The organism is Pseudomonas sp. 67(2021) (assembly GCF_017491835.1).
Classification (GTDB): Bacteria; Pseudomonadota; Gammaproteobacteria; order Pseudomonadales; family Pseudomonadaceae; genus Aquipseudomonas; species Aquipseudomonas atacamensis.
Window position 1 is genome coordinate 90,828 of sequence record NZ_JAFGYL010000002.1, and the last position, 26,858, is coordinate 117,685.

Sequence of the window (26,858 nt, forward strand, 5' to 3'; positions counted from 1 at the left end):
ATCCCGCCGTCGTGCAGACGCATGTCACGGTCATCGACGAGAAAGAAATCTACGACGCGCCCCATCAATTCCGAGCGCTGGAGATTTCGCCATGCTGAATTCAGGATTGACTGGCAAGCGGGTCCTCGTCACCGGCGGTACCAAAGGAATCGGCAAAGCCGTTGTGGATTGGTTCATAGCCGAGGGCGCGAAAGTCATCACCTCGGCTCGGCAAGTGGACGTCCAAATGCCGGGCGCACTGCTGGTCGCGGCTGATCTTTCGACCCGGGAAGGTTGTGACGTACTCATCGCAGCGGTCCAACAGCAACTGGGCGGCGTCGACATAGTGGTTCATGTCCTGGGTGGCTCGTCGGCCCCCGGTGGTGGTTTTGCAGCGCTGGACGACGAGCAGTGGCAACGCGAGCTCAATCTGAATCTGCTGCCGGCGGTGCGCCTCGATCGCGCCCTGCTGCCGGGCATGCTCGAGCGTCGTAATGGCGTGGTGATCCATGTCACGTCCATCCAGAGTCGACTGCCACTGCCGGAATCCACCACAGCGTACGCGGCGGCCAAGGCTGCGCTGTCGACCTACAGCAAGAGCCTGTCGAAAGAGGTGTCGCCCAAAGGGGTCCGTGTGGTTCGGGTTTCCCCGGGCTGGATCGAAACCGAAGCATCGGTGGCATTGGCCGAGCGACTCGCGCAGGAGGCAGGCACTGACTATCAGGGTGGCAAGGACATCATCATGCAAGCCTTGGGCGGTATTCCGCTCGGCCGCCCATCGACGCCAGCTGAAGTGGCTGAGCTGATCGGGTTTGTGGCGTCGCCACGAGCGGCTTCGATCACAGGAAGTGAATTTGTGATCGACGGCGGGACCATCCCGACAATCTAGCCGGCAGTTTGCGGGTCAGGGATGACTCGCTGAATCCGACCGGCACGCTTACATCCGATGCCGCTCCAGCAAAAAATCCACAAACAACCGCACCCGCACCGGCATCGCCGCGCCGCCCACGAACACCGCATGAATCGGTTCCTCATCGCCCGGGTTAAACGTTTGCAGCAGCGGGATCAGCGTGCCGCGCTGCAAGTCTTCCCTGACGGTGAACTCGCCGATGCGCGCAATTCCGGCGCCGAGTCTGGCGAACTGGGCCAGTGCTTCGCCGCTGCTGCATTCGATGTTGCCGCTCACTTTCAGCGAGAACTCCTTGCCGTCGCGGATAAACGGCCAGTTGGCTTCGGCGCGGCGGAAGTTGAAGCGCAGGCAGTTGTGCTTGAGCAGGTCTTCCGGTTCGAGAGGTGTGCCGTGACGTTTCAGATAGTCGGACGATGCGACCACGACTTGGCCGGTGTGGCCGAGTCGGCGTGAGGTCAACGGGCTGTCGGGCAGATGGCCGAAGCGTATGGCGACGTCCGCCTGGCCGGCGAGGATGTCGACTACTTCGTCGCCGAGGCTGAGGTCGACGACGATGTTCGGGTAACGGGCGGTGAAGGCTGCGACCAGCGGCACAATGGCCAGCCGTCCATGGCCAAGGGCGGCACTGACGCGCAAGCGACCCTTGGGTACGCCTTGATCGGTAATGGCCCCTTCGACCTCGTCCATGTCGGCGAGAATCCGCCGAGCACCGCGCAGGAAGGCTTCGCCCTCGGCGGTAAAAGTGAGTGCGCGGGTGGTGCGCAGCAGCAAGCGGGTGCCGAGTCGCTGTTCAGCACGGGCGATGATCCGACTGACCGCCGAAGGCGTCAGCCCCAACGCACGCGATGCCGCTGAGAGGCTGCCCTCCTGCGCCACGGTGACGAACACGCTCATTTCCCCTGACCTGCCGTTGAAGTCCATTCGTGCCTCTTACGCAAAGGTGATTGCCAAAATCGCCATCTACCGCCTGAAAACGATGGATCGTAGCATTGGCGGCATAGATGAGGAGACTTTCCATGCGTATCAATCCACCACTTGTTGCACTCGCCGTCGGCGCCTTTGGCATCGGCGTCACCGAGTTTGCGCCGATGGGCATGTTGCCCGGCATTGCCGCCGATCTCGGCGTTTCCATTCCCGCTGCGGGGTTGTTGGTCAGTGCCTACGCCTTGGGCGTGCTGCTCGGCGCGCCGCTGATGACCCTGACCACTGGCAAGATCCCGCGGCGCTATCTGCTGATCGGGCTGATGGCGATTTTCACCCTGGGTAACCTGATGTCGGCGCTGGCTACCGACTACTACAGCCTGATGGTCGCCAGGGTGATCACCTCGCTCAATCACGGCGCATTCTTTGGGGTCGGCTCTGTGGTCGCCGCCAGTGTGGTCGCGCCGGAAAAACGTGCCGGCGCCGTGGCGGCAATGTTCATGGGCCTGACGTTGGCGACTATCGGCGGTGTGCCGCTGGCTGCCTGGTTTGGTGAGCTGTTTGGCTGGCGCACGGCGTTCTGGGGCATTACCGGTCTCGGCGTGCTGACCATGATCGCCTTGTGGTTCGCCCTGCCCAATCTGAAAGCAGAGCAAGGCGCGGGTGCACTGGCGGAAATTCGTGTGCTAGGCCGAGGTCCGGTGCTGGCCGCGCTGGCCCTGACCGTGGTCGGCTCGAGTGCGATGTTCACCGTGTTCACTTACATCGCGCCGATCCTCAGCAGCGAAACCCACGCCTCCGCCGCGTTCATCACCGCCATGCTGGTGTTGTTCGGAATCGGTTTGACGCTGGGCAACATGTGGGGTGGCAAGGCTGCCGACCGTTCGATCGACCGCACCCTGATCGTGTCGCTGAGCGCATTGATTGTGGTTTTGCTCGCATTCACTGTGCTGATGCGCTGGCCGTTGCCGGCCGCCGTGGCCATTCTGATCTGGGGTATCGCCAGCTTCGCCCTGGTGCCGCCGCTGCAGATGCGCGTGATGGAAGCCGCCAAGGACGCGCCGAATCTGGCTTCGGCGGTGAACATCGGCGCGTTCAATTTCGGCAACGCGATCGGCGCGGCGCTGGGTGGCGCGGTGATCAATGCCGGGCTGGGTTATCCGGCGATTTCCCTGGCCGGCGCGGCGATGGCTGGTCTGGGCCTGCTGATGGTGCTGACGTTCGCCTGGCGCTCCAGAGCCAGTGCCGCTGCGCTGGCGTAAGTCTTTGCAGCGCTATGCGCCGCCCTGCTGATACTCGCGGGGCGTGCAGCCGAACTCGCGACGGAACACCGTGTGCAGATATTGCGCAGACTTGAAGCCGCAGGCCTGGGCAATGTCGGCAATCGCCGCATCGGTGTTCTTCAAACCGCTGGTAGCCGCCGCCAGTTTGAAACGCAGAATCTCGTCATGCACGCTGCAACCGCGCTCGGCGCGGAAATGCGCTTCCAGTGATGAACGCGACACCCCGACATACGCAGCCACCTGCGCGGTCTTGATGCCCTGACAGGCATATTGGCGGATGAACAGCAGCGCTTGCATGACGTAGGGATTGCCGAGTGGTTGGTGCAGGCTCGACACCTGCACATTGACCGCGTCCGGCGGAATCAGAATCTGCGTACCGGTGGACGGCATGCCGTGGAGCATCTGGTGCAGCAATTGCGCGGCGGTGCGGCCCATGGTTTCGGTGCCCTGAATCACCGAACTCAGCGGTACGCGAGTCAGGCTGCGGGTCAGCGGGTCATTGTCGATGCCGATCAGCGCGACCTGCTCCGGCACGGCGATGCCGGCGGTCAGGCAGGCTTGCAGCAACTGCCGGGCGCGGGCGTCGCTGACGGCGATGATGCCGATCGGTTTGGGCAGGCTGTGCAGCCAGGCGATCAGCTGTTCGACGGCGCTGTCCCACAGCGGCGCGCTGGTGCCCATGCCGCGATAGATCTCGGCGTGCAGGCCGTCTCGTTGCATCAGTTTGCGAAAGGCTTTTTCCCGCTCCTGCGCCCAGCGATTGGCCTGCGCTTCCGGCAGGCTGAAACAGGCAAAGCGCTGCAATCCCGCCTCGACCAGATGCGAATAAGCCAGAGTGATCAATGCATTGTTATCGGTGGCGACATAGGGGATCGCTTTTGGATAAGCGCGTGCATCCTCGTAGGAACCGCCCACCGCCACCACCGGCAAATGAATGTCGGCCAGCGCCTCGCCAATCAGCGGATCATCGAAGTCGGCAATGATCCCGTCACCCTGCCAGCGCTCGATGCCTTTCAAGCGGCAGAGAAAGTCCTCTTCCAGAAACAGGTCCCAGGAAGCGCGGGTGCTGCTCAAGTAGTTGCCGATGCCGCTGATGATGCCACGGTCGTAGATCTTGCTGCCGTTGAACAACAGGGCGATGCGGTGCACGGGCGGTAGGCTCTTCATTCAGTATCCGGATTTTGCGTCAAGCCATTCGCGAGCAGGCTCGCTCCCACACAGTTTTGTGAACGACACGAATCAAATGTGGGAGCGAGCCTGCTCGCGAAAGCGGCCTCAAATTGTTTTTGTTCCGGGCCGCCATGTCGCGGCGACGATGGACACAGACTAGGCCCGCGAGCGCTGAAGCTCAATACGCAAAATCGCACTCGCAGTTGAGGCTTTTCATAATCAGCGGGCACGGGGCCGTTGCTAGTATCGAGACACCGCCAAGAACAACAAGGACAAGGTCCATGCAGTATTTCCCCAATATCGAGCCGGTTCGCTACGAAGGCCCGAACAGTGATTCGCCCCTCGCATTCCGTCAATACGACGCCGACAAACTGATCCTCGGCAAACCCATGCGCGAACACCTGCGCATGGCCGCCTGCTACTGGCACACTTTCGTCTGGCCGGGCTCTGATGTGTTCGGCGCCGGAACCTTCAAACGCCCGTGGCAACGCAGTGGCGAACCGATGGAACTGGCTATCGGCAAGGCTCAAGCCGCATTCGAGTTCTTCAGCAAACTGGGCATCGATTACTACTGCTTTCACGACACGGACGTCGCCCCCGAAGGCAACTCGCTGAAGGAGTACCGCGAACACTTCGCGCAAATGATCGACCGCCTCGAACAGCATCAGGAACAAAGCGGCATCAAGCTGCTCTGGGGCACCGCCAACTGCTTCAGCAATCCGCGTTTCGCCGCCGGCGCTGCGAGCAATCCCGATCCGGAAGTGTTCGCCTGCGCCGCCGCGCAAGTGTTCAGCGCAATGAACGCGACCCATCGGCTCAAGGGTTCCAACTACGTGCTGTGGGGCGGTCGTGAAGGCTACGAAACCCTGCTCAATACCGACCTGAAACGCGAGCGCGAACAACTCGGGCGCTTCATGCGCATGGTGGTCGAGCACAAGCACAAGATCGGTTTCACCGGCGACCTGCTGATCGAGCCCAAGCCGCAGGAGCCGACCAAGCACCAATACGATTACGACAGCGCCACGGTGTTCGGCTTCCTCCAGCAGTACGGTCTGGAGAAGGAAATCAAGGTCAACATCGAGGCCAACCACGCGACCCTGGCCGGCCACAGCTTTCATCACGAAATCGCCACCGCCGCCTCGCTGGGAATTTTCGGCAGCATCGACGCCAACCGTGGCGATCCGCAGAACGGCTGGGACACCGACCAGTTCCCCAACAGCATCGAAGAAATGACCCTGGCGACCTATGAAATCCTCAAGGCCGGCGGTTTCAAGAATGGCGGCTTCAATTTCGACTCCAAGGTGCGCCGGCAGAGCCTCGACGAGATCGACCTGTTCCACGGCCACGTTGGCGCCATGGACGTTCTTGCCTTGTCGCTGGAACGCGCCGCCGCGATGGTCGAGAACGATCAATTGCAAACCCTCAAGGACCAACGCTACGCCGGCTGGCGTCAGCCGTTCGGGCAAGCGGTGATGGCAGGAGACTTCAATCTTGAGTCACTGGCAGAGCACGCGTTTACCAACGAGTTGAACCCGCAAGCCGTCAGCGGCCGCCAGGAAATGCTCGAAAACATCGTCAACCGTTACCTGTATCGCTGATCGCCAAGGGAAGCTGCCGACGCAAAAACGCTGTGACAATTGCACGACAATTCTGTGCCTGCTGCGTCGGCAGATTCTCTACAGTTCTACCAGCCCGATTCATCGTCAGGCCGTGTCTTTCCAACAAAAATAAAAGGACGCACCACCATGAAGAACTTGAAACGTACGCTGTTGGCCAGTGCCCTGGCGTTGTTGGCCCTGCCGGTAATGGCCGACGCTATCCACCCGAAAATCGGTTTTTCCATTGACGATCTGCGTCTGGAACGCTGGTCGCGCGATCGCGATTACTTCGTCGCGGCGGCGGAAAAAATGGACGCCAAAGTCTTCGTGCAATCGGCGGATGCCAACGAGCAGAAGCAGATTTCGCAGATCGAAAACCTCATCTCTCGCGGCGTCGATGTGATCGTCATCGTGCCATTCAACGCGACAGTGCTGACCAACGCCGTGGCCGAGGCGAAGAAAGCCGGAATCAAAGTGGTGTCTTACGACCGGCTGATTCTCAACGCCGATGTCGACGCCTATATCTCCTTCGATAACGAAAAGGTCGGCGAAATGCAGGCCGGCGGCGTGCTGAAAGCGGCGCCCAAGGGCAATTACTTCTTGCTGGGTGGCGCGCCCACCGACAACAACGCCAAGATCCTCCGTGAAGGCCAGATGAAAGTGCTGCAACCGGCCATCGACAAGGGCGATATCAAGATCGTCGGCCAGCAGTGGGTCAAGGAATGGAACCCGACCGAAGCGCTGAGCATCGTCGAAAACGCCCTGACCCGTAACAACAACAAAATCGACGGCATCGTCGCCTCCAACGACGCTACCGCTGGCGGCGCCATCCAGGCACTGGCCGCGCAGCAACTGGCCGGCAAGGTGCCGATTTCCGGTCAGGACGCCGACCTCGCAGCCGTCAAACGCGTGATCGCCGGCACGCAAACCATGACCGTGTACAAACCGCTGAAACTCATCGCCTCGGAAGCGGCCAAGCTCTCGGTGCAACTGGCACGCAACGAAAAACCGGCCTACACCTCGCAGTACGACAACGGCAGCAAGAAAGTCGACACCATCCTGCTCACGCCAACCCCGTTGACCAAGGACAACATCGACTTGCTCGAACAGGACGGCTTCTACACCAAGGCGCAGATTGCCGGGCAGTGATCCGGTCGTAAATCTTGATCAGACCTGTGGGAGCGAGCCTGCTCGCGAAAGCGGAGTGTCAGTCAGTAAAGCTCTGGCTGAAAAAGCCCCTTCGCGAGCAGGCTCGCTCCCACACAGGTTCAGTGGTGTTTGAGTCCCTGGTATACGAGCCTTTTCCATGTCCGACTATCTGCTGCAAATGAACGGCATCGTCAAAACCTTCGGCGGTGTCAAAGCGCTCAACGGTATCGACATCAAGGTCCGGCCCGGTGAATGCGTGGGCCTGTGTGGCGAGAATGGCGCCGGCAAGTCGACGCTGATGAAGATCCTTTCGGCGGTCTATCCCCATGGCACCTGGGACGGCGAAATCCTCTGGGACGGGCAACCGCTCAGAGCGCAATCGATCAGCGAAACCGAGGCCGCCGGCATCGTCATCATCCATCAGGAACTGACCCTGGTTCCGGATCTGTCGGTGGCGGAAAACATCTTCATGGGCCATGAGCTGACGCTGCCAGGCGGGCGCATGAACTACCCGGCGATGATCCACCGCGCCGAAGCCTTGATGCGTGAATTGAAAGTGCCGGACATGAACGTTTCGCTGCCGGTTTCGCAGTACGGCGGTGGTTATCAGCAACTGGTTGAAATCGCCAAGGCCCTGAATAAACAGGCGCGTCTGCTGATCCTCGACGAACCTTCCTCGGCCCTGAGCCGCTCGGAAATCGAAGTGCTGCTGGACATCATCCGCGACCTCAAGGCCAAGGGCGTCGCCTGCGTCTACATCTCGCACAAGCTCGATGAAGTCGCCGCCGTGTGCGACACCATTTCGGTGATCCGCGACGGCAAACACATCGCCACCACCGCCATGGCCGACATGGACATTCCACAGATCATCACGCAGATGGTCGGCCGCGAAATGAGCAACCTCTACCCCAGCGAGCCGCATGAGATTGGCGAGGTGATTTTCGAGGCGCGCCACATCACTTGCTACGACGTCGACAACCCCAAGCGCAAACGGGTCGACGACATTTCCTTCAGCCTCAAGCGCGGCGAGATTCTCGGCATTGCCGGGCTGGTCGGGGCCGGCCGCACCGAGCTGGTCACCGCTCTGTTCGGCGCTTACCCCGGCCGCCACGAGGGCGAAGTCTGGCTGGACGGCGAGCCGATCGACACGCGCACGCCGCTGAAAGCGATTCGCGCCGGCCTGTGCTTGGTGCCTGAAGATCGCAAGCGGCAGGGCATCATTCCTGACCTCGGCGTCGGCCAGAACATCACCCTCGCCGTGCTCGAGAGTTATTCGAAAATGACCCGCATCGATGCCGAAGCCGAGCTGGGCTGCATCGACCGGGAAATCTCCCGTCTGCATCTGAAGACCGCAAGTCCATCCCTGCCGATCACCAGCCTGTCAGGCGGTAACCAGCAGAAAGCCGTGCTGGCGAAAATGCTGCTGGCCAAACCGCGCGTACTGATTCTCGACGAGCCGACCCGAGGCGTGGATGTCGGCGCCAAGTACGAGATCTACAAGTTGATGGGCGCGCTGGCCGCCGAAGGCGTGTCGATCATCATGGTTTCATCGGAACTGGCCGAAGTGCTCGGCGTGTCCGACCGCGTGCTGGTGATCGGCGAAGGCCAGTTGCGTGGCGACTTCGTCAACCATGAACTGACCCAGGAACAGGTACTCGCCGCCGCCCTCAGCCAGCCCGGCAGCCATAACAATAATGATCGGAAAACCGCGTAAATGAATCAGGTCAAACAACTGTTCACCCGCTACAAGATGCTCGCGCTGGTATTCGCCGTGGTGCTGATCTGGCTGTTCTTCAGCTGGCAGACCGAAGGCGGTTTCCTCACCCCGCGCAACCTTTCCAACCTGCTGCGGCAGATGTCGATCACCGGCATCCTCGCCTGCGGCATGGTGCTGGTGATCATCAGCGGCGAGATCGATTTGTCGGTGGGCTCATTGCTCGGCCTGCTCGGCGGCCTCGCGGCGATACTCGACGTGGTCTATCACATTCCGTTGCTGGCGAATCTGAGTCTGGTCGCCCTGTGCGGCCTGATGATCGGCCTCGCCAACGGCTACATGGCGGCGTACTTGCGCATACCGTCATTTATCGTCGGGCTCGGTGGCATGTTGGCGTTTCGCGGGATTTTGCTGGGGATCACCGGCGGCACCACCATCGCCCCGGTATCGCCGGAGCTGGTCTATGTCGGCCAAGGTTATCTGCCCCACGCGATCGGCACTGGCCTGGGTGTGCTGCTGTTTGCGCTGACAGTGTTCCTGACCTGGAAACAACGACGCAATCGCGCCCTGCATGGCCTGGCGGCGCATTCACTGGTGCGTGATGTTGTGCGCGTGCTGGTGATCGGCGCGGTGCTGGCCGGTTTTGTTCAGACCCTCAATAGCTATGACGGCATTCCCGTGCCGGTGCTGCTGTTGCTGATTCTGCTCGGGGTGTTCAGTTACGTCACCAGCCAGACCGTGTTCGGCCGCCGGGTCTATTCGGTCGGCAGCAACATGGAAGCCACGCGCCTGTCAGGCATCAATGTGCAGGCGGTCAAGCTGTGGATCTTCGGCATCATGGGCGTGATGTGCGCCCTCGCCGGCGTGGTCAACACCGCACGCCTCGCCGCCGGCTCACCGTCCGCCGGCAGCATGGGCGAGCTCGACGCCATCGCCGCCTGCTTCATCGGCGGCACCTCCATGCGCGGCGGCTCCGGCACCGTCTACGGCGCCCTCCTCGGCGCGCTGGTGATCACCAGTCTGGACAACGGCATGTCCATGCTCGACGTCGATAGCTACTGGCAGATGATCGTCAAGGGCAGCATTCTGGTGTTGGCGGTCTGGGTGGATGTGAGTACGCGTACGGCGCGGCGTTGATCGCCGCGAGCCTGGAGGGATCTGCTTCAAAAGGGAGCAAGAACGCAAGCCGCTGCTACGCTACGTAACACAATATTATGGAATACCAGATACCACAAAACATTGCTTTGAACGCTTGGTCCGCTCTGGCTCAATGGCTTCGAAGGCCTTGCACAGCTTGGCCCGTATCTTGCTCCTCCAGTGCATATCGCGCTCAAGGTCTATGGCCATGCCTGCATCCTCCGCAAATTTCGGCGACGCTCACACCCGCTCTTCAAGCGCGGTGTGTGCGTTGCCGTGCGCAGCCATGGCGCGTTATCTCCGTCGATTCCGCTCTTCGTCCTCCATCGTGCTGCCGCAGCTGCCATCCTGCGTGAGCGCGAAGCAAAACGGTTTCTGGCAGATAGTCAGGTAACACCTCCCCACGAGAGTCTCTCTCGATCTCTCGCAGTTTCCGCCTTGGCGGATCGCTGCGCACCGTCATTACCGAGTTTTCTGGTGAGTCCCTCCGGCTCGCCCGACGCTCTGCATCCGGAACAAACCTGATGAACCAAAACACCGCCTTGCTTGTGATCGATATGCAAAAGGAAGATGGCTTCCCGCTCGAACGCTTCGATCAAGTGGTCGATAACGCCGCATCCCTGATCGATCGCGCTCGCCAGTTGCACATCCCGATTTTCTATACCCGCCATGTCAACGACGCTCCGGGCCGCGATCTGGCGCTGGGCGAACCGGTAGACGACCAAGGCAGGCCAACGACTTACCGCGCCGGCACATCTGCGATCGAGATCATTGACGCCCTGGCGCCTCGAGACGCTGACGTCGTCATCGATAAACGCCGCTACAGCGCCTTCCACGGCACCCGTTTGGCTCAGATGCTCAACCGCCGAGGCATCAAGCACCTGGTGGTCATCGGCGTGCTGACGGATGTGTGTGTCATGAGCAGTCTGTTCGACGCCTATCAGCACGACTTCCAGATCAGCCTTGTCGCTGACGCCTGTAGTGCGACTACAGAGGGAGCGCATTACTCGGCACTGTTCATCCTTTCCAACTGGCTGTACGGGCTGGAGCTCTTCACCACCGAGCAGTTGTCGAGACGCTGGAACAACGAGCCGGCAACATCGCTTCGAACCGCCGAACCCGATCACCTCGCCTTCCAGCCAGATGAATTCCCACAAGTCGTAGCGCGCTTTCAACGCCGCCTCGTCGACGCCTGCTGAACGGAGAACAGACATGAAAGTTGAAAAACGCAGCATCGACTTTATCCCTGAGAGCGAGCGTCACGGTCGGCCCCGTTCCTTGTTCTTCGTCTGGTTTGGTGCCAACGCCAACATCACCACGGTAGCGGCTGGAGTGTTGCCCATCAGCCTGGGACTCAATCTTTTCTGGAGTGCGCTATCGATTCTTATCGGTTCGCTGATTGGTGCAATCTTCATGGCTTCGCACTCCGCACAGGGGCCGAGACTGGGTATTCCGCAGATGATCCAGAGCCGGGCACAATTCGGGGTTTTCGGCGCTATCGTACCGCTGCTGTTCGTCATGCTTATTTATTTGGGCTTTTTCGTCAGCAACACGCTGTTGGCTGCTCAGGCGGTGAGCGACCTGAGCCCGTTGAGCACCGCTGGCAACATCGCTCTGCTGGGCGCGGCATGCTTCCTGGTCGCGCTGTTCGGCTACCAATTGATTCATCGCGTACAGAAGCTGCTTTCGCTGATTTCGATTGCCGTGTTCGGCATCGCCACCCTGCTCGCTCTCGCGCTGCCGATAGAGGCCGGCCAATGGACCGCGCAGGGTTTCAATCTGGTCAGCTTCCTCGCCTCTGTCAGTATCGCGGTCACTTGGCAACTGTCCTACGCACCTTACGTGGCGGACTACTCTCGCTATTTGCCGAGCGACACTTCCGCCCGCCAAGTGTTCTGGTACAGCTATGCCGGTACCGTTATCGGCGGAAGCTGGATGATGTTGTTAGGCGCCGTACTGGCCAAGGGCATGGTGGGGTTCTCCGATAACGTCGGGCTGCATCTTATAGGCCTGCTCGGAGGAGGCACGCTGCTGATGGTGGCATTCGTGCTATACGGCCAGATCGCCATCAATGTGTTCAACCTGTATGGCGCTTTCATGTCGACGATCACGATGATCGAGCCTTTCTCTGCGCTCAAAATCACCCCGTCTGTACGTGCGGGATTCCTGCTGATCATCTGCACGATCGCAACCGGTTTATGCACATTGGCGCAGGACGACTTTCTGCAGTTCTTCCTGAATTTCATCTTTTTCATGAGCTACTTTCTGATCCCCTGGACGGCGATCAATCTTGTCGACTACTACGCGCTGCGCAAAGGCGTTTACCGGATTACCGACATCTTCGATCCGGCAGGCATCTACGGTCGGGTGAACTGGACAGCAATCGCAGTATTCCTTTGCACCATTGCTCTGGAAATTCCGTTCATGAACACCTCCATGTACGTCGGGCCTGTTGCCACCAGCCTGCAAGGCGTAGACCTGGCGTGGGTCGTTGGCTTGCTGTGCCCTGCGTGCGCTTACTACGCCCTCATGCGCCGGCGCGGTTCGCTGTTGATCAAGGCATCGCAAGTTTGATGTTCGCAGGCTGAGAGCGTTTGTGCTCTTCTATCGGAACAGTACTGAGGCCCGTATTCACGGGCCTCTTACTTCCTGTGCAAGTTTGTGTAACATCCGGGACCTGGACGATTCGATTTATACGTAAGTCAAAACAATTACTGGCAGTGATTTATTGTCAGGGACATGATCAACGGCCCAACCCAACTCTCTGCAGTTGTACAAGCGCAGCGGTAATCGTTGAGTCTTGCCGAATTTCATCAGCCGCCTCGTTTGCGAGCTGAAGCGAACATCAGCGTTTCGCTGATGGCTTGAACTGACGATCAATGTCCAACATCTTCGCGGCACACAAGGCCAGGCGCTGACTGATCACCCGCTCCTGCTCGTTTTTGAGACATTTTTCACAAAGCCCGGCATGTCCGGCACTTGCCTTATGACGCTCCGCTTGCGGCGAGGTTTTGTACAGCTTATTGCACTTTGTACAAGTGTGGCGCAGCTCGTCGTTTTCCATGGCCCTTCTTCCTGTCAAGGCACAATCGGGTCATTAACCATTACATGAGCTTCGCTGAATCTGTACAGGAAATTGTTCGTTTATCGCCTCGCTTGCGAAGCTTGCTAACTAAAATATTCCACTGGTTAACTGCACCAACGTACCAATTTTACAGTATCGGCAGCGATCTACAGATTACGCGCTAGTTAAACGCAGCGATGTTCCTCGTCAATATCAAATGACATTCAAACGCCATCACACCGGACAAGCGTCGATATATTTTGCCGTTTCGCTTAGTTACGCTGATCAAACTTTCGCAATCACATAAGGAGCGTTGTTATACCGCAAGCGCATGCTTGTATAAGTGATTTTTCAACCGGTGCGGACGCATGTCGAGATGTTAGAAAAAACTGTGAATTTCCTGGCGCGAGGAACATCCCTCTTTCATGAGTAACAGGAGAGCCTCATGAGCCAGACAGATTTGTACATGATTAAGTACCGACTTCACGGTGTGCCCAAATCCTTCATTATCCGCGCCAAATTGATGAACAACGCAGAAGCCTGGCAGTGGGCGAGTTGTGATGCCGGGTTGACGCCAATTCCCAAGCCAGGCCGGCCTCCATTGAAGCGCTTCTCGAAACCGATGGCCGAGCGATTCGGCGTCACCGACGTGCAATGGCACGAATCAAAGGCCGTGTGTTGGGACGAGGACCTGGCGATATGAGAATCCCGCGCCGCCAACCCGAGGCCTATCTGCCCGGTTCACCTTCAGCAGCGGGCACTTGAAATTCAAACATCACTCGTCGCCGGGTAATCCCCATACCGTTCACGGCCCTGACGGAACCACGTACTCAGTCCACTCGCTACTGTTTTGCGGTTTTCTGGTCAATTCCCCGGCAAATCAGATATTTCTGCCTAGACTTGAACATGTCTCGGCACTTGAACGCGTTCAGCGCGTCGAGCGGTCATCACAATAAAAACAAGAGGAATCACCCAGATGCTCAGATCTCTGTTCAGCGCACTTGCCTGCGCTTTGGCGGTAAGCAGCATGAACCCGGCCATGGCGGCAGACCCGGTGATCATCAAGTTCTCGCATGTGGTCGCTGACCAGACGCCCAAGGGGCAAGGTGCGTTGCTGTTCAAGAAACTGGTCGAGGAACGTTTGCCGGGCAAGGTCAAAGTCGAGGTGTATCCCAACTCCTCGCTCTTTGGTGATGGCAAGGAAATGGAAGCCCTGTTGCTCGGCGATGTACAGATGATTGCGCCGTCGCTGGCCAAGTTCGAGCAGTACACCAAGTCAGTGCAGTTGTTCGACCTGCCCTTCCTCTTCAATGACATCAACGCTGTCGACCGCTTTCAACTGAGCCCGCAGGGTCAGGGCCTGCTCAAATCCATGGAAAGCAAAAACATCACCGGCCTGGCTTATTGGCACAACGGCATGAAACAACTGTCGGCCAACAAGCCACTGCGTGTACCCGCTGATGCGCGCGGCTTGAAGTTCCGGGTGCAGGCCTCGGCGGTGCTGGAAGAGCAATTCAAGGCGGTGCGCGCCAATCCGCGCAAGATGAGTTTTGCCGAGGTATATCAAGGCCTGCAGACCGGTGTGGTCAACGGGGCGGAGAATCCTTACTCGAACATCTACAGCCAGAAGATGCATGAAGTGCAGAAGTACATCACCGAATCCAACCACGGTGTACTGGACTACATGCTGATCACCAACACCAAATTCTGGAACGGCCTGCCGCCCGACGTGCGCAGCGAACTGGACAAGATCGTCGTGGAAGTCACCACCCACGTGAACAAGGAAGCCCAGCAACTGAACGAGGGTGACAAGCAGCGCATCCTTGCCGCCAAAACCACGGAAATCATCACGCTTACGCCAGAAGAACGTGGGCAATGGCGCGATGCGATGAAACCGGTGTGGAAGAAGTTCGAAGGCGAAATCGGCGCTGAGCTGATCTCTGCTGCCGAAGCCGCAAACCAGGCGCAATAATCGCAAGGCAGGCGCCGCTGCGTCGGCGCCTGCCCGTCTTCACTCGACGTGAGATGCCATCCATGAAAGCGCTTCGGCGAATCTGGGAACACTTCGAGGAAGGCTTCATCGTCTTCCTTCTGGCGGCCATGACCCTCGTCACGTTTGTCTACGTGATCCTCAACAACTTCTACAGCCTGTTTTACTGGCTCGCCGATCATTGGCCGGCGGCCAGTGTTCCGCTGTTCGCCGTTGGCGATCAGATCATGGGCATGGCGCAGGCCATGACCTGGAGCACCGCCCTGACCAAAGCGCTGTTCGGCTGGCTGATTTTTTTCGGCCTGGCGTATGGCGTGCGCACCGCCGGGCATATCGGTGTCGACGCACTGGTCAAACTGGCGCGCAGATCGGTACAGCGTTACATCGGCATCCTCGCCTGCCTGTGCTGTCTGGCCTACGCGGGGCTGCTGGCCGTCGCCAGCTTCGAATGGATCGAAACCTTGATGAACGCCGGTATCGGTGCAGAGGATCTCGGCCATTTCGGCGTCATGCAGTGGCATATCGGGTTGATCGTGCCGCTGGGCTTCGCGCTGGTGTTCATCCGCTTCGCTGAAATTCTCTTGCGCATCCTGCTCAACCGTCAGACCGGCCTCGGCCTGGCCGATGAAGCGGCCGACGCGCTGAAACTTGCCGAACACGAGGAAGACAAGCCATGACCATTGCCTTCCTGTTCGTGGCCCTGTTCGCCTTGATGTTCATCGGCGTGCCGATCGCCATTTCGCTAGGGCTGGCCGGCTCCCTGACGATCATTTTCTTCAGTCCCGACTCGGTGCGCTCGCTGGCGATCAAACTGTTCGAGACCTCGGAACACTACACGCTGCTGGCCATTCCGTTCTTCCTGCTGGCCGGGGCCTTCATGACCACTGGCGGCGTCGCCCGCCGGCTGATCGACTTCGCCAACGCCTGTGTCGGGCATATTCGCGGCGGCCTGGCCATCGCGGCGGTGCTGGCCTGCATGCTGTTCGCCGCCCTCTCCGGTTCAAGCCCCGCCACGGTCGCTGCGGTGGGCTCGATTGCGATTGCCGGGATGGTCCGTTCCGGCTACCCGCAGGCGTTCGGCGCAGGGATCATCTGCAACGCCGGTACGCTGGGCATCCTTATCCCGCCGTCGATTGTGATGGTGGTTTACGCCGCCGCTACAGAAACCTCCGTGGGCAAGCTGTTCATGGCCGGCGTGGTGCCCGGTCTGCTGCTGGGCACGGCATTGATGGTGGCGATCTACATCGTCGCGGTGAAGAAAAATCTCCCCGCCTTGCCGCGTGCGACGCTTCGCGAGTTTCTGAGTACGGCACGCCAGGCAATATGGGGCCTGTTGCTGATGGTGATCATCCTCGGCGGCATCTATTCGGGCATGTTCACCCCGACCGAAGCTGCCGCAGTGGCAGCCGTCTATTCGGCCTTCATCGCTTTGTTCGTCTACAAGGATCTGACCTTTCGCGAGACCCCCAAGGTTCTGCTCGACTCGGCCAAGCTGAGCATCATGCTGATGTTCATCATTGCCAACGCCATGCTGTTCGCCCACGTGCTGACCACCGAACAGTTACCTCAACAAATCACTGCCTGGGTGATCGACGCCGGCCTGACGCCGGTGACGTTCCTGCTGGTGGTCAACATTGTGCTGTTGATTGCCGGCGCGTTCATGGAACCGTCAGCGATCATCCTGATCCTGGCGCCCATCCTTTTTCCTATCGCGATGAAACTGGGCATCGATCCGATTCACCTCGGCATCATCATGGTGGTCAACCTTGAGATCGGCCTGATCACGCCACCGGTGGGCCTGAACCTGTTCGTGACCTCGGCGGTGACCGGCATGTCCTTGCCCGCCACAGTCAAAGCCGCGATGCCCTGGTTGTCGATTCTGCTGTTGTTCCTGATCCTGATTACTTACGTGCCGTGGATCTCACTGGTGCTGCCGAACTGGCTGGGGATGAACTGACGTCGTGACGATCACGTTCAGCCGGGACCGGCTAGAGTGCAATCACTCTGCTTAAAACCATAACAAGACGGAGAAGTGCCCCCATGCGAGTCAAAACACGCTTTGCCCTGCTGGCCGCCGCCACGCTGACCCTTAGCAGTGCCGCGCAGGCCGCGCCCGTGTTCATCAATATCCTCACCGGCGGAACCAGTGGGGTTTACTACCCGATCGGGGTCGGTCTGTCGCAAATCTACAGCGACGGTATTGCCGGTTCGAAGACATCGGTGCAGGCCACCAAAGCGTCGGTGGAAAACCTCAACCTGCTACAGGCCGGTCGCGGCGAATTGGCCCTGGCTTTGGGCGACTCAGTGGCCGACGCCAAAAACGGCGTAGAGGACGCCGGTTTCAAAGCACCGCTGACCAAATTGCGCGCCTTGGGCGGTGCCTATCCCAATTACATTCAAATCGTCGCCAGCAAAGAGTCGGGGATCAAAACCCTCGCCGATCTCAAGGGCAAGACCATCTCGGTCGGCGCCCCAAAATCCGGCACCGAATTGAATGCGCGGGCGATATTCAAAGCGGCCGGCCTGACCTACGAGGACATGGGCAAGGTGCAATATCTGCCGTTTGCCGAATCGGTGGAATTGATCAAGAACCGGCAACTGGATGCCACCCTGCAATCGTCGGGACTGGGCATGGCCGCCATTCGCGACCTGTCGTCGGTGATGCCGCTGAACTACGTGGCTATCCCGAGTGAAGTGGTGGCAAAAATCGGCAATCCGGCCTACCAGAGCGCAATGATCCCGGCCAACACCTACGACGGACAGGCCGAAGCCGTGCCTACCGTGGCAATCACCAATATTCTGGTGACCCGCGCCGACCTGCCGGATGACGTCGTCTATGACATGACCCGCCTGCTGTTCGACAACCTGGGGCGCTTGGGTAACTCCCATTCGGCGGCCAAGGACATCAAGCTGGAAGCGGCTGCGAAAAACCTGCCGATCGCGCTGCACCCCGGGGCCGAGCGCTACTACAAGGAAAAAGGCGCTTTATAAGCGCTTGTGCGCAGTGGCGTGACGGCCACTGCAGCGTCGATTCCTTTGCGTGGTCATGAGGAAGGCAGCCAATGAGTGACGAGCATCACGGTATTTCCGCGAACCCACGGGACTGGCCGAAAACCCTGTTTTACGTAGCGTTGCTGTTCTCGATTTTCCAGATCGTCACCGCAGCCTTCTCTCCTCTCTCCAGCCAGGTGCTGCGTGCGGTGCACGTCGGTTTCCTGCTGTGGGTGGTGTTTCTCAGTTATCCGGCACACGGCACAGACCGTCCGTGGCAACCGCTGGCCTGGCTGCTGAGCCTGGCCGCCATCGCTACCGCGCTGTATCAATGGGTGTTCGAGGCCGATCTGATCCAGCGCTCCGGTGACCTCACCTCGGCCGACCTGATGATCGGCATCGTATTGATTGCTCTGGTCTTCGAAGCCGCGCGACGGGTCATGGGCATCGCGCTGCCGGTGATTTGCGGGCTGTTCCTGGCGTACGGTCTGTTCGGGGAATACCTGCCCGGCGAACTGGCCCATCGCGGCTACGGTTTCGACCAGATCATCAATCAGCTGTCGTTCGGCACCGAAGGGCTGTACGGCACGCCAACCTATGTGTCGGCAACCTACATCTTCCTGTTCATCCTGTTTGGCGCGTTTCTTGAGCAAGCCGGCATGATCAAGCTGTTTACCGACTTCGCCATGGGCTTGTTCGGTCACAAGCTGGGAGGCCCGGCAAAAGTGGCCGTGGCCTCGTCGGCGTTGATGGGGACGATCACCGGCTCCGGGATCGCCAACGTCGTGACCACCGGGCAATTCACCATTCCGCTGATGAAGCGCTTTGGCTATCGCGCCGCGTTCGCTGGCGGCGTGGAAGCCACCTCCAGCATGGGCAGCCAGATCATGCCTCCGGTGATGGGCGCGGTCGCCTTCATCATGGCTGAAACCATCAATGTGCCCTTCGTCGAAATCGCCAAAGCGGCGCTGATTCCGGCCCTGCTGTATTTCGGTTCGGTATTCTGGATGGTCCATCTGGAAGCCAAGCGCTCCAACCTCAAGGGCTTGCCCAAAGACCAATGCCCCAGCGCTTGGGGCGCGGTGAAAGCCCGCTGGTATTTGCTGATTCCTCTGCTGGTCCTGGTTTACCTGCTGTTTTCCGGGCGCACACCGCTGTTCTCGGGCATGGTCGGCCTGGCATTGACTGCCATCGTGATTCTTGGCTCGGCGATCATTTTCCGGGTGCACAGCTTTGGCCTGCGCTGTGCGTTCTGGATTGCACTCGGCGTGCTCTGCACAGGTTTTTTCCAGCTCGGCATCGCGGTGATTTTCGCGGTCATTGCCGTCCTGGCGCTGGTCTGCGCTTTCATCAAGGGCGGTCGCGAAACGCTGCTGATCTGCCTGCACGCGCTGGTCGAGGGCGCCCGCCACGCGGTACCGGTGGGCATCGCCTGCGCACTGGTCGGCGTCATTATCGGCATCGTTTCGCTCACCGGCGTCGCTTCGACGTTTGCCGGCTACATCCTCGCCATCGGCCGCGACAACCTGCTGCTGTCGCTGATCCTGACGATGATCACCTGCCTGGTGCTGGGGATGGGCATTCCGACCATTCCCAACTACATCATCACCAGCTCGATCGCCGCGCCCGCCCTGCTGGAGCTGGGCGTGCCACTGATCGTGTCGCACATGTTCGTGTTCTACTTTGGCATCCTCGCCGACCTGACCCCGCCGGTCGCCCTCGCCTGTTTTGCCGCCGCACCGATCGCCAAGGAAAGCGGCTTCAAGATCAGCCTGTGGGCCGTGCGCATTGCGCTAGCCGGTTTCGTCATCCCGTTCATGGCGGTCTACAACCCGGCGCTGATGCTGCAAGGCGACAACTTGTGGGCGACTGCCTACATGCTGATCAAGACTCTTCTGGCGGTTGGTCTCTGGGGCATGGCGTCGACCGGTTTTCTGCAACAGAAAATGCTGCTTTGGGAACGCTTGCTGAGTCTCGCTGCGGGTTCTCTGCTGATCGTGGCACTGCCCGTGACCGATGAAATCGGCTTCGCACTCGGGATGCTGGTCATCGTGCAACACCTCTGGCGCTCGCGGCGCGCCGCTGCGGCCAATGCATGATCAGCTTGTGCCTGGGTCTGGCCGGCAGCATTTGGGCACAATTGCCGCTAGCGAACTTCACCCTGGCATGGAACCACAGCATCGAAAAGATCCGTTGGGAGGAAGACTACCGCGTCACGGCCCAAGGGCTGGTTCTTGAGCAGGCCAGGGTTCGCGGCAACGGCGCTGGCATGGAGATACCCGACGATGCCCGACTGGAGAACGGCAGTTGGCATTTCCGACGCCACTTGCCGCCGCTGCAACCACTGCAATTAGGCCGAACCCCGCAGGCCGGCGATTACCAGTTATGCATGGATGGCAAGTGCGAACTGGTCAGCCGATGGGTTGGGCCGGCCAGGATCAGCCAGCCGTTTTTGCAGCTGTGGGGTTGCGAAATGACTTCGCTATCGCCGTCGCATGAACGCCAGGCCGCTCATTTCTAATCAAGCGGTCATTTCCCGATTGATCGCAACCATCTGCTCGCGGGTGAACTCAGTGCCGGGCGCCATGAATCGGGCCATCAACCCATCGCGGTTCAGCGGCGCGCGGGCCTTGTCCGCAGCTTCGAGCGCCTGCTTCAGTTCCGGCAAGGTCAGTTCGGTGCAGTAAGCCGGGGTCCCGGGTTGTTGACGCCATGACTCCTGAAGGCTGCCCGCAGCGAGCGCGGTGAATCCGGTTTCTTCGACCAGATCCTGAGCGATCGCCTCGGCACGCACATCATCGCCGGCGACTGGCAAGGCGATGCGAGTTGCGGATTCGGCAGGTTGACCTTGATCGGCCAGCGTAGCGGCGAGTACGGCATTCCACGCTTTGATCAGCGGGCGGCCGATCTGCTCGCTGACCCAGACGCTTTCAGGCTTGCCCTCGTCCACTTCCTTGATCGTCCCATCACGCTGCGGGTAGTAATTGGAAGTATCGATGACCACGACTTGCTCGGGAACCTGGCTCAGCGTCTGCTTCAAATCAGGGTATCGGGCGAAGGGAATCGACAGGATGATCACATCGACATCGGACACAGCCTGCTCTTTGGTGACAGCCTTGGCACCGACTTCTTCAGCGAGTGCCTGAATGCTTTGCGGGTCTTTCGAGTTGGCCAGTTTGATCTTATGACCGCACGCAGCCAGCTTGCGCGCCAGTGTTGCGCCGATGTGGCCGGCGCCGATAATTCCGATGTTCATTTCAAAACCCTCTCTGTTACGTGTGTTATCGCCCGGTTGAGCGCGCTTTTGGACTGGTGGGCTCAGTCAGCCGCCGGATGGGCAAGCGCATCCAGCGTCAGACGAAGCGCCTCAATCCCCTGCTCATCAAGCTGGCAGGCCGTCTTGATCTTGCCGGTGATGGCTCTGATGTCGTCTTCCATGGCCCGGCTTTCGGGCGTCAGGTCGATCAGCACGCGGCGCTCGTCTGCCGGATCGCGCTTGCGCGTGACCAATCCGGCGCCTTCCAGACGTTTGAGTAGCGGCGTGATGGTTCCCGCGTCCATGGCCAGGTAAGTGCCGAGTTCGCCCACAGACAATGGCGCGCCATCCAGAAGCTGCAGGATCACCAGATACTGCGGAAAGGTTAAGCCCAGTGGTTCCAGATACGGCTTGTGCAAACGCACGACCCGGTTGGCAGCGGCGTAGAGTGCAAATGACAGCTGCGTTCCCACGTGATTTCGGTTCGAGCTCATTTCATAGTTCGCTATTGTATAGTGCACTATATGTTTCATGAGTACGAAAGGAGTGTCAACCCAGGCAGCCCGTGCGGTGTCGATCAGCACCTCTGTCAGCGATCCGGATCGCCAACAGAGGTGCTAATCGCCACGCTTGGTTTACTTGTGCGCCAGCAGCGCCTTGCGTGCAGCCTTGGCGTGTTTCATGGCGGCGATTTCCCGCTCGCACGCTTCGACATCGAAGGAGTTGTCCCACTTGGCAATGGCAATGGTGCCGATGCCGTTGCCAATCAGGTTGGTCACCGCTCGCGCCTCGTTTAGGAAGCGGTCGATGCCCAACAGCAACACCAGGCCCACCAGAGGTATGGAGTGAATGGTGGTGAGCGTGGCCGCCAGGGTCACGAACCCTGCTCCCGCCACACCGGCCGAGCCCTTGGAGGTCAGCAGGAACACGCCGAGCAGAATCATCTGATCCATGAATGTCAGCGGCGTGTTGGTCGCCTGGGCGATGAAGATCGCCGCCATGGTCAGGTAAATGCAGGTGCCGTCCGCGTTGAACGTGTAGCCCGTCGGCAGGACCATGCCGACCACGGATTTCTTGCAGCCGAGCTTTTCCAGTTTGACCATCATTCGCGGCAGCACCGCTTCGGTCGAACAGGTGCCCAGGGTGATCAGGATTTCATCCTTGAAATAACGCAGAAACTGCATCAGCGGCATGCCCGACCATCGCGCCACCGCGCCCAGCACCACGACGATGAAGATCAGCGTGGTGATGTACAGCGCAATCAGCAACTGCCCCAGCGACAGCAGAGTGCCGATGCCGTATTTACCGATAGTGAACGCCATGCCAGCCCCCGCGCCCAACGGCGCCAGACGCATGACCATCGCGACGATTTTGAACAGACCTTGGAGGAACAGATCGATGGTGTTGATCAGCGGTTTGCTGGTTTCGCCCATTTGCACCAGGGCGACGCCCATCAGCACCGACAACAGAATCACCTGCAGCATGACGCCGTTGGAGAAGGCGCCGAGGAATGTGTGCGGAATGATATTGAGGAAGAATTCGACGAGGCCGCCCTGCTCGCTCGCCGCCTGGCTGTATTTATTGACAGCACTGCCATCGAGGGTGCCGGCGTTGATGTTCATGCCGGCGCCGGGCTTGACCACGTTGACTACGATCAGGCCGACCACCAGAGCGATGGTGGAAAGAATCTCGAAGTAGATCAGCGCTTTCACACCGATGCGACCGACCTCCTTGATACTGCCCATCTTGGCGATACCGACCACTACCGTGCCGAAAATGATCGGCGCCAGGAGCATCTTGATCAGTTTAATGAAACCGTCAGCGAACGGCTGCAGCTTGGCGCCGATGTCGGGCACGAAGTATCCGATGGCAGCGCCGATGACGATGCCGATCAGCACTTGCACATAGAGCTGGCTGTACCAGCGTGATTTTGAAGTTTCCACGGAAGCACCTCATTTTATTGTTGTGGTGGGCATGTGGCTTTGGCGTCGAGGATGGCGCCTGAAAGTGCGGCCTCGGCGAACGAGGCCGCAGGTGAAACCGAATCAGCCCTCGCCCAGTTCACGCATGACGGCATACAACGCAGATTTGGCTTCGAAGCCGACGCCCGGGATATCCGGCAGCCCGACGTAGCCGTTCTCCACGCGGATGCCATCGGCAAACCCGCCGAATGGCTGGAACACGTCCGGGTACGATTCGTTGCCGCCCAAGTGCAGACCGGCGGCGATGTTCAGCGACATCTGGTGACCACCATGCGGTACCACGCGACGCGAAGACCAACCCAGCTCTTCCATCACTTTCAGCGTGCGCATGTACTCGACGAGACCGTAGGACAGCGCGCAGTCGAATTGCAGGTAGTCGCGGTCCGGGCGCATGCCGCCGTGGCGCAACAGATTGCGGGCATCCTGATGGGAGAACAGGTTTTCGCCGGTGGCCATCGGCAGTTCGTAGTGATTGGCCAGCTCGGCCTGGAGCGCATAATCCAGCGGGTCGCCGACTTCTTCGTACCAGAACAGGTTGTACTTCTTGATCGCTTCGGCGTAGGCGATACCGGTCTGCAGATCGAAGCGGCCGTTGGCATCGACCGCCAGGCGCTGGCCGTCGCCCACCACTTCGAGCACCGCTTCAATACGACGGATATCTTCGTCCAGCGGCACCGCGCCAATCTTCATCTTGACCACGTCATAGCCACGATCCAGATAGCTCTGCATTTCGGCCTTGAGCTTGCTCTGGTCCTTGCCTGGGTAGTAATAACCGCCCGCCGCGTAAACCCAGACTTTGTCATCGGCGACGCCGTTGCGATAACGATCGGCAAGCAGGCGATACAGCGGCTTGCCTTCGATCTTCGCCACCGCATCCCACACCGCCATGTCGATGGTGCCGACCGCTACTGAACGCTCGCCATGCCCGCCCGGTTTTTCGTTGGTCATCAGGGTTTTCCAGATGGCGAACGGATCGAGGTTATTGTTCTCGTGATCAATCAGGGTTTCCGGGTCGGCCTCGGTGATCCGCGCCAGAAAGCGATCGCGCATCAACGCGCCCTGGCCGTAGCGACCGTTGGAGTTGAAGCCGTAACCGATGACCGGTTTGCCGTCGCGAATCACGTCGGTAATGACCGCGACGACCGAGCAGGTCATCTTCGAAAAATCGATGTAGGCATTGGCGATCGGGGAAGCAATGGAGACGGTTTTTTCACGGATATCGACGATACGCATGACGGGTTCCTCTTGTTGTGGTGACCCAACGTTATGCGTTGCGACGACACCCGCCCAATGCTATTAATGCCGCGCCCTATGCACAGGAGGCATTGCCCTTGGAACTGGTTTGGCTTGAGGATTTTTCAGCACTGGCCGAGTACGGCAGCTTTGTCCGGGCCGCCGAAGCGCGCCATGTGACGCAGCCGGCGTTCAGTCGCCGAGTGCGCTCGCTGGAGAACTGGATGGGTGTCGAATTGTTCGTGCGCACCCCGCAAGGCGCGACGTTGACCGAGGCCGGCCGGCAGATTTTGCCCAGCGCCCAGGAAGCGGCCAGACGCCTGTACCGCATGCGCTCCGAGGCTCAGGAAGTGGCCGGCATGGCCGCGAAAACCTTGCAGTTCGCCGCCACTCATTCGCTGTCATTCACCTTCTTCCCACGCTGGTTGCGCAGCGCCGAAAGTGGCGCGCCGATCGATGCAGTTCGCCTGCACTCCGACAGCATGGCCGTGTGCGAACAGATGCTGATTCATGGTCAGGTGCAGTTCCTGCTATGCCATCGCCACCCCGACGTTCCGCCATTACTGGCGCCGGATCAGTTCATTGGCAAGAAGGTCGGCGAGGACGTCCTTGTGCCGCTGGCGAGTGCTTCAGCCCAGTTCGGCACGTCGCCTGAAACCCTGCCCTATCTGGCCTACACCCACGAATCCGGTCTGGGCCGAATTGTCGCCCACAGATTGCATGGCAAGGCTGATTATCTGCACTTGAAACCATTGTTCAGCAGCCACTTGGCCGCAGTGCTGATGTCGATGGCGCTGGAAAGCAAAGGCGTGGCCTGGCTGCCGAAAAGCCTGACCGAACAGGAAATGGCTGACGGGCGTCTGGTCAGGGCACTGGATGAAAGTTGGGATATTCCACTGGAAATACACCTGACTCGCCCGACGGCACCGATCAGCCCTTCGGCCGAGGAATTCTGGGCGAAGCTGGGCGGCTGACACCGCTAGCGATAACGGGCAGATGCTCAATCCACCCGGTTCAACTGCGGTAGCTTCCATTTATCGGACAGCACATCTTCCCTAGGCTGATACAGGCGCAACAGCACATAAAAGCCGCCCTTGGGCGCCGGCAACCAGTTGGCTGCGTGCTCGCCTGTTGGCTTGTCATGCGAGATCGGAATGGTGATCGAGCCGTCTGCGGCGACCTTCAGGCCTTGGGTGTCGGTGCCGACCTTGTAGCGGTTGATCGGGTTGTCGACGAGCATTTTGTCGTTGGCGTCGTACATGGTGAGCGACCAGAAGGCGTCGACCGGCGGCGCTGAGGCCAGCTTGATTTCGTAGCGATGAGCCCCTGTGAGCGGCTGATTCTTGCTATCGGTGAAGCGGATCGGGTACATCGCTTCGCGTTCACCCTGGCCGCCGAGATAAGGCCCCGCGACCATCGCGCGCAATGGGTAGTTGTAGCCGAAGCTGTCGAGACCGGTCACCCAGTTCCAGCCGTTGCGAATCGACGAAGTGCTGGCCAGCGAGGCAATGGCCACGTACGGCGCGACCTTCAAACCTTCTTCCAGGCCTTTGCGCGTGGCCGGATCGAGTTTTTCCGGCGAGAAGCCTTTGTCGGTCAGACCGATACGGGCGAACTGGGCAAACAACGCCGCGTCGGCCGGCTTCACCGGGTTATCCTTCAATGCCGCTGCCAGTTCCGTGAAGAAGCCCAGCGAATCGTCCGTCTGCGGTAATGCTGGCAGGGTCTCGGCAGCCGGTGCCTTGCCGCTGAGGGGCGCGACACTGAACTGCTTCTGCAACGCCAGAATCGGTGCAACGTCTTCGCCCTGCTTGACCTGCATGCGGCCCCATAACCAGATTTTTCCGGTCGAAACGTCAAGGCGCTTGGCATCCTTGGGCAACTCGCCTGTCCAGCCCGGCGGCACCAGCACAAACTTGCCGGCCCGGGTGCCCGTAGTGCGCCGCCCGACGTAGTGCTCCAGTTCCTGCCACATGTTGAACACATCGACCACGTAATAACGGTCCTGCGTATCAGGCACGCTGAGTACGTAGGGCTCGGTCAGGTCGAGCACGGCGCTCATGTAATAGGTGTCGTTGTTGGCGGTGGGCATGTCCTTGGCCGACGGTGAGGCCAAGGCTGTGGCCCAGCCGATCTGATTAAGACCGGCGCGATAACTGGTGGCGGGCTTGGGACTCGGAACGCTAGTGTACTCGCGCGCTACCCGTTCCATGCGCACCAGCGGATAACCCCAGTTGTAAGCCGAAATCGCCAGGCTATAGCCATCGGCGTGCATGCCTTTCTCGACAGCGTCGGGTGTCGCCGGCGTGCTCAGCAGCAAATCCGGTGCCGCGGCCTGCGCCGGCATCACGCCGCCCAGTGCAACACAGAGTGGCAGGGCACAAAACAGCAGTTTGCGAGGTGGGGACATGATCAGAATCCTTTCACGGAGATCGACGTGCCGAAAACCGGCCGATTGACTGGAGGCGTGAAAGAACCGTA

The 26,858-nt window shown here is 59.7% G+C and carries 24 protein-coding genes; 16 read left to right on the forward strand and 8 right to left on the reverse strand.

The features are described from left to right. Nucleotides 1-91: 91 nt before the first annotated feature. Nucleotides 92-868: an SDR family oxidoreductase gene (locus tag J5M66_RS03990; RefSeq protein ID WP_016774331.1), complete on the forward strand. Its 777-nt coding sequence runs from the start codon at nt 92-94 to the stop codon at nt 866-868. A 48-nt stretch (nt 869-916) separates the two neighbouring features. On the opposite strand, the gene J5M66_RS03995 is transcribed toward J5M66_RS03990, so the two are convergent. After that, entirely contained in the window at nt 917-1,810 is an 894-nt protein-coding gene (locus J5M66_RS03995; RefSeq protein ID WP_207807253.1) for a LysR family transcriptional regulator, read from the reverse strand. A gap of 95 nt (nt 1,811-1,905) precedes the next feature. Between J5M66_RS03995 and J5M66_RS04000 the strand changes: the two genes are divergently transcribed. Continuing rightward, nucleotides 1,906-3,072, forward strand: coding sequence for an MFS transporter (locus J5M66_RS04000; RefSeq protein ID WP_016774330.1), 1,167 nt, complete (start codon nt 1,906-1,908; stop codon nt 3,070-3,072). A 12-nt stretch (nt 3,073-3,084) separates the two neighbouring features. Here the strand turns inward: J5M66_RS04000 and J5M66_RS04005 are convergent, their stop codons facing one another. Then, complete coding sequence (locus J5M66_RS04005; RefSeq protein WP_016774329.1) at nt 3,085-4,260, reverse strand: DNA-binding transcriptional regulator; 1,176 nt, start codon at nt 4,258-4,260, stop codon at nt 3,085-3,087. 284 nt (nt 4,261-4,544) lie between these two features. Between J5M66_RS04005 and xylA the strand changes: the two genes are divergently transcribed. The 6 genes from xylA to J5M66_RS04035 all read left to right on the forward strand — a co-directional run bounded on the left by xylA (nt 4,545) and on the right by J5M66_RS04035 (nt 12,435). Next, the gene (xylA, locus tag J5M66_RS04010; RefSeq protein WP_207807254.1) at nt 4,545-5,861 is read left to right on the forward strand and encodes a xylose isomerase; all 1,317 of its coding nucleotides are present in this window, start codon (nt 4,545-4,547) and stop codon (nt 5,859-5,861) included. A gap of 147 nt (nt 5,862-6,008) precedes the next feature. Further along, entirely contained in the window at nt 6,009-7,010 is a 1,002-nt protein-coding gene (gene xylF / locus J5M66_RS04015) for a D-xylose ABC transporter substrate-binding protein (RefSeq protein WP_160768914.1), read from the forward strand. Nucleotides 7,011-7,167: 157 nt separating this feature from the next. Continuing rightward, complete coding sequence (gene xylG / locus J5M66_RS04020) at nt 7,168-8,724, forward strand: D-xylose ABC transporter ATP-binding protein (RefSeq protein ID WP_125926104.1); 1,557 nt, start codon at nt 7,168-7,170, stop codon at nt 8,722-8,724. After that, nucleotides 8,725-9,861 (forward strand): sugar ABC transporter permease, encoded by a 1,137-nt coding sequence (locus tag J5M66_RS04025; RefSeq protein WP_024012594.1) that lies wholly within the window; start codon nt 8,725-8,727, stop codon nt 9,859-9,861. A gap of 524 nt (nt 9,862-10,385) precedes the next feature. Next, nucleotides 10,386-11,060 carry an isochorismatase family cysteine hydrolase gene (locus J5M66_RS04030; RefSeq protein WP_024012592.1) on the forward strand — a complete coding sequence of 225 codons (675 nt, stop codon included), beginning with the start codon at nt 10,386-10,388 and terminating at the stop codon, nt 11,058-11,060. 13 nt (nt 11,061-11,073) lie between these two features. After that, on the forward strand, nt 11,074-12,435 hold the full coding sequence (locus tag J5M66_RS04035) for a cytosine permease (RefSeq protein ID WP_207807255.1): 1,362 nt from the start codon (nt 11,074-11,076) through the stop codon (nt 12,433-12,435). Nucleotides 12,436-12,706: 271 nt separating this feature from the next. On the opposite strand, the gene J5M66_RS04040 is transcribed toward J5M66_RS04035, so the two are convergent. After that, nucleotides 12,707-12,925 carry a hypothetical protein gene (locus J5M66_RS04040; protein WP_110599145.1) on the reverse strand — a complete coding sequence of 73 codons (219 nt, stop codon included), beginning with the start codon at nt 12,923-12,925 and terminating at the stop codon, nt 12,707-12,709. Between the two features lie 445 nt (nt 12,926-13,370). Here J5M66_RS04040 and J5M66_RS04045 point away from each other — a divergent pair, with 445 nt between their 5' ends. The 7 genes from J5M66_RS04045 (at nt 13,371) to J5M66_RS04075 (ending at nt 20,427) form a co-directional block, all read left to right on the forward strand. Then, nucleotides 13,371-13,628 carry a DUF6555 family protein gene (locus J5M66_RS04045; protein ID WP_039758965.1) on the forward strand — a complete coding sequence of 86 codons (258 nt, stop codon included), beginning with the start codon at nt 13,371-13,373 and terminating at the stop codon, nt 13,626-13,628. A gap of 324 nt (nt 13,629-13,952) precedes the next feature. Beyond that, nucleotides 13,953-14,897 (forward strand): C4-dicarboxylate TRAP substrate-binding protein DctP, encoded by a 945-nt coding sequence (gene dctP / locus J5M66_RS04050; RefSeq protein WP_223630351.1) that lies wholly within the window; start codon nt 13,953-13,955, stop codon nt 14,895-14,897. Nucleotides 14,898-14,959: 62 nt separating this feature from the next. Beyond that, nucleotides 14,960-15,592 carry a TRAP transporter small permease gene (locus J5M66_RS04055; RefSeq protein WP_110599141.1) on the forward strand — a complete coding sequence of 211 codons (633 nt, stop codon included), beginning with the start codon at nt 14,960-14,962 and terminating at the stop codon, nt 15,590-15,592. Next, entirely contained in the window at nt 15,589-16,872 is a 1,284-nt protein-coding gene (dctM, locus tag J5M66_RS04060) for a C4-dicarboxylate TRAP transporter large permease protein DctM (RefSeq protein WP_041480541.1), read from the forward strand. Before J5M66_RS04055 ends, dctM begins: the two co-directional genes overlap by 4 nt. A gap of 83 nt (nt 16,873-16,955) precedes the next feature. Further along, nucleotides 16,956-17,906: a TAXI family TRAP transporter solute-binding subunit gene (locus tag J5M66_RS04065; RefSeq protein WP_024012586.1), complete on the forward strand. Its 951-nt coding sequence runs from the start codon at nt 16,956-16,958 to the stop codon at nt 17,904-17,906. A gap of 71 nt (nt 17,907-17,977) precedes the next feature. Beyond that, nucleotides 17,978-20,005 (forward strand): TRAP transporter permease, encoded by a 2,028-nt coding sequence (locus J5M66_RS04070; protein WP_207807256.1) that lies wholly within the window; start codon nt 17,978-17,980, stop codon nt 20,003-20,005. Beyond that, on the forward strand, nt 20,002-20,427 hold the full coding sequence (locus J5M66_RS04075; protein ID WP_207807257.1) for a DUF1850 domain-containing protein: 426 nt from the start codon (nt 20,002-20,004) through the stop codon (nt 20,425-20,427). Before J5M66_RS04070 ends, J5M66_RS04075 begins: the two co-directional genes overlap by 4 nt. On the opposite strand, the gene J5M66_RS04080 is transcribed toward J5M66_RS04075, so the two are convergent. The 4 genes from J5M66_RS04080 to J5M66_RS04095 form a co-directional block, all read right to left on the reverse strand. Then, nucleotides 20,428-21,228, reverse strand: a complete 801-nt coding sequence (locus J5M66_RS04080; protein WP_279381481.1) for an NAD(P)-binding domain-containing protein — start codon at nt 21,226-21,228, stop codon at nt 20,428-20,430. It lies immediately after the preceding gene. After that, the gene (locus tag J5M66_RS04085) at nt 21,225-21,656 is read right to left on the reverse strand and encodes a MarR family transcriptional regulator (protein ID WP_016774314.1); all 432 of its coding nucleotides are present in this window, start codon (nt 21,654-21,656) and stop codon (nt 21,225-21,227) included. Before J5M66_RS04085 ends, J5M66_RS04080 begins: the two co-directional genes overlap by 4 nt. A 141-nt stretch (nt 21,657-21,797) precedes the next feature. Then, a complete protein-coding gene (dctA, locus tag J5M66_RS04090; RefSeq protein ID WP_125915997.1) occupies nt 21,798-23,105 on the reverse strand; it encodes a C4-dicarboxylate transporter DctA in 1,308 nt (435 codons plus the stop codon). 102 nt (nt 23,106-23,207) lie between these two features. Next, entirely contained in the window at nt 23,208-24,377 is a 1,170-nt protein-coding gene (locus J5M66_RS04095; RefSeq protein ID WP_024012582.1) for a mandelate racemase/muconate lactonizing enzyme family protein, read from the reverse strand. Between the two features lie 98 nt (nt 24,378-24,475). Here J5M66_RS04095 and J5M66_RS04100 point away from each other — a divergent pair, with 98 nt between their 5' ends. Next, nucleotides 24,476-25,351, forward strand: coding sequence for a LysR family transcriptional regulator (locus J5M66_RS04100; protein ID WP_041480547.1), 876 nt, complete (start codon nt 24,476-24,478; stop codon nt 25,349-25,351). A 26-nt stretch (nt 25,352-25,377) separates the two neighbouring features. On the opposite strand, the gene J5M66_RS04105 is transcribed toward J5M66_RS04100, so the two are convergent. Beyond that, nucleotides 25,378-26,787 carry a DUF1254 domain-containing protein gene (locus tag J5M66_RS04105; protein WP_207807259.1) on the reverse strand — a complete coding sequence of 470 codons (1,410 nt, stop codon included), beginning with the start codon at nt 26,785-26,787 and terminating at the stop codon, nt 25,378-25,380. Nucleotides 26,788-26,858: the final 71 nt, after the last annotated feature.

What these genes read in the sequence shown, in the direction of transcription:
- J5M66_RS04035 (WP_207807255.1), top strand. Translation starts at nt 11,074, where the DNA reads ATGAAAGTTGAAAAACGCAGCATCGACTTTATCCCTGAGAGCGAGCGT.
- xylF (WP_160768914.1), top strand. Translation starts at nt 6,009, where the DNA reads ATGAAGAACTTGAAACGTACGCTGTTGGCCAGTGCCCTGGCGTTGTTG.
- J5M66_RS04025 (WP_024012594.1), top strand. Translation starts at nt 8,725, where the DNA reads ATGAATCAGGTCAAACAACTGTTCACCCGCTACAAGATGCTCGCGCTG.
- J5M66_RS04045 (WP_039758965.1), top strand. Translation starts at nt 13,371, where the DNA reads ATGAGCCAGACAGATTTGTACATGATTAAGTACCGACTTCACGGTGTG.
- J5M66_RS04085 (WP_016774314.1), bottom strand. Translation starts at nt 21,656, where the DNA reads ATGAGCTCGAACCGAAATCACGTGGGAACGCAGCTGTCATTTGCACTC.
- J5M66_RS03990 (WP_016774331.1), top strand. Translation starts at nt 92, where the DNA reads ATGCTGAATTCAGGATTGACTGGCAAGCGGGTCCTCGTCACCGGCGGT.
- J5M66_RS04000 (WP_016774330.1), top strand. Translation starts at nt 1,906, where the DNA reads ATGCGTATCAATCCACCACTTGTTGCACTCGCCGTCGGCGCCTTTGGC.
- J5M66_RS03995 (WP_207807253.1), bottom strand. Translation starts at nt 1,810, where the DNA reads ATGGACTTCAACGGCAGGTCAGGGGAAATGAGCGTGTTCGTCACCGTG.
- J5M66_RS04005 (WP_016774329.1), bottom strand. Translation starts at nt 4,260, where the DNA reads ATGAAGAGCCTACCGCCCGTGCACCGCATCGCCCTGTTGTTCAACGGC.
- J5M66_RS04075 (WP_207807257.1), top strand. Translation starts at nt 20,002, where the DNA reads ATGATCAGCTTGTGCCTGGGTCTGGCCGGCAGCATTTGGGCACAATTG.
- J5M66_RS04105 (WP_207807259.1), bottom strand. Translation starts at nt 26,787, where the DNA reads ATGTCCCCACCTCGCAAACTGCTGTTTTGTGCCCTGCCACTCTGTGTT.
- J5M66_RS04040 (WP_110599145.1), bottom strand. Translation starts at nt 12,925, where the DNA reads ATGGAAAACGACGAGCTGCGCCACACTTGTACAAAGTGCAATAAGCTG.
- dctP (WP_223630351.1), top strand. Translation starts at nt 13,953, where the DNA reads ATGAACCCGGCCATGGCGGCAGACCCGGTGATCATCAAGTTCTCGCAT.
- J5M66_RS04065 (WP_024012586.1), top strand. Translation starts at nt 16,956, where the DNA reads ATGCGAGTCAAAACACGCTTTGCCCTGCTGGCCGCCGCCACGCTGACC.
- xylG (WP_125926104.1), top strand. Translation starts at nt 7,168, where the DNA reads ATGTCCGACTATCTGCTGCAAATGAACGGCATCGTCAAAACCTTCGGC.
- J5M66_RS04030 (WP_024012592.1), top strand. Translation starts at nt 10,386, where the DNA reads ATGAACCAAAACACCGCCTTGCTTGTGATCGATATGCAAAAGGAAGAT.
- J5M66_RS04070 (WP_207807256.1), top strand. Translation starts at nt 17,978, where the DNA reads ATGAGTGACGAGCATCACGGTATTTCCGCGAACCCACGGGACTGGCCG.
- xylA (WP_207807254.1), top strand. Translation starts at nt 4,545, where the DNA reads ATGCAGTATTTCCCCAATATCGAGCCGGTTCGCTACGAAGGCCCGAAC.
- J5M66_RS04095 (WP_024012582.1), bottom strand. Translation starts at nt 24,377, where the DNA reads ATGCGTATCGTCGATATCCGTGAAAAAACCGTCTCCATTGCTTCCCCG.
- J5M66_RS04055 (WP_110599141.1), top strand. Translation starts at nt 14,960, where the DNA reads ATGAAAGCGCTTCGGCGAATCTGGGAACACTTCGAGGAAGGCTTCATC.
- dctM (WP_041480541.1), top strand. Translation starts at nt 15,589, where the DNA reads ATGACCATTGCCTTCCTGTTCGTGGCCCTGTTCGCCTTGATGTTCATC.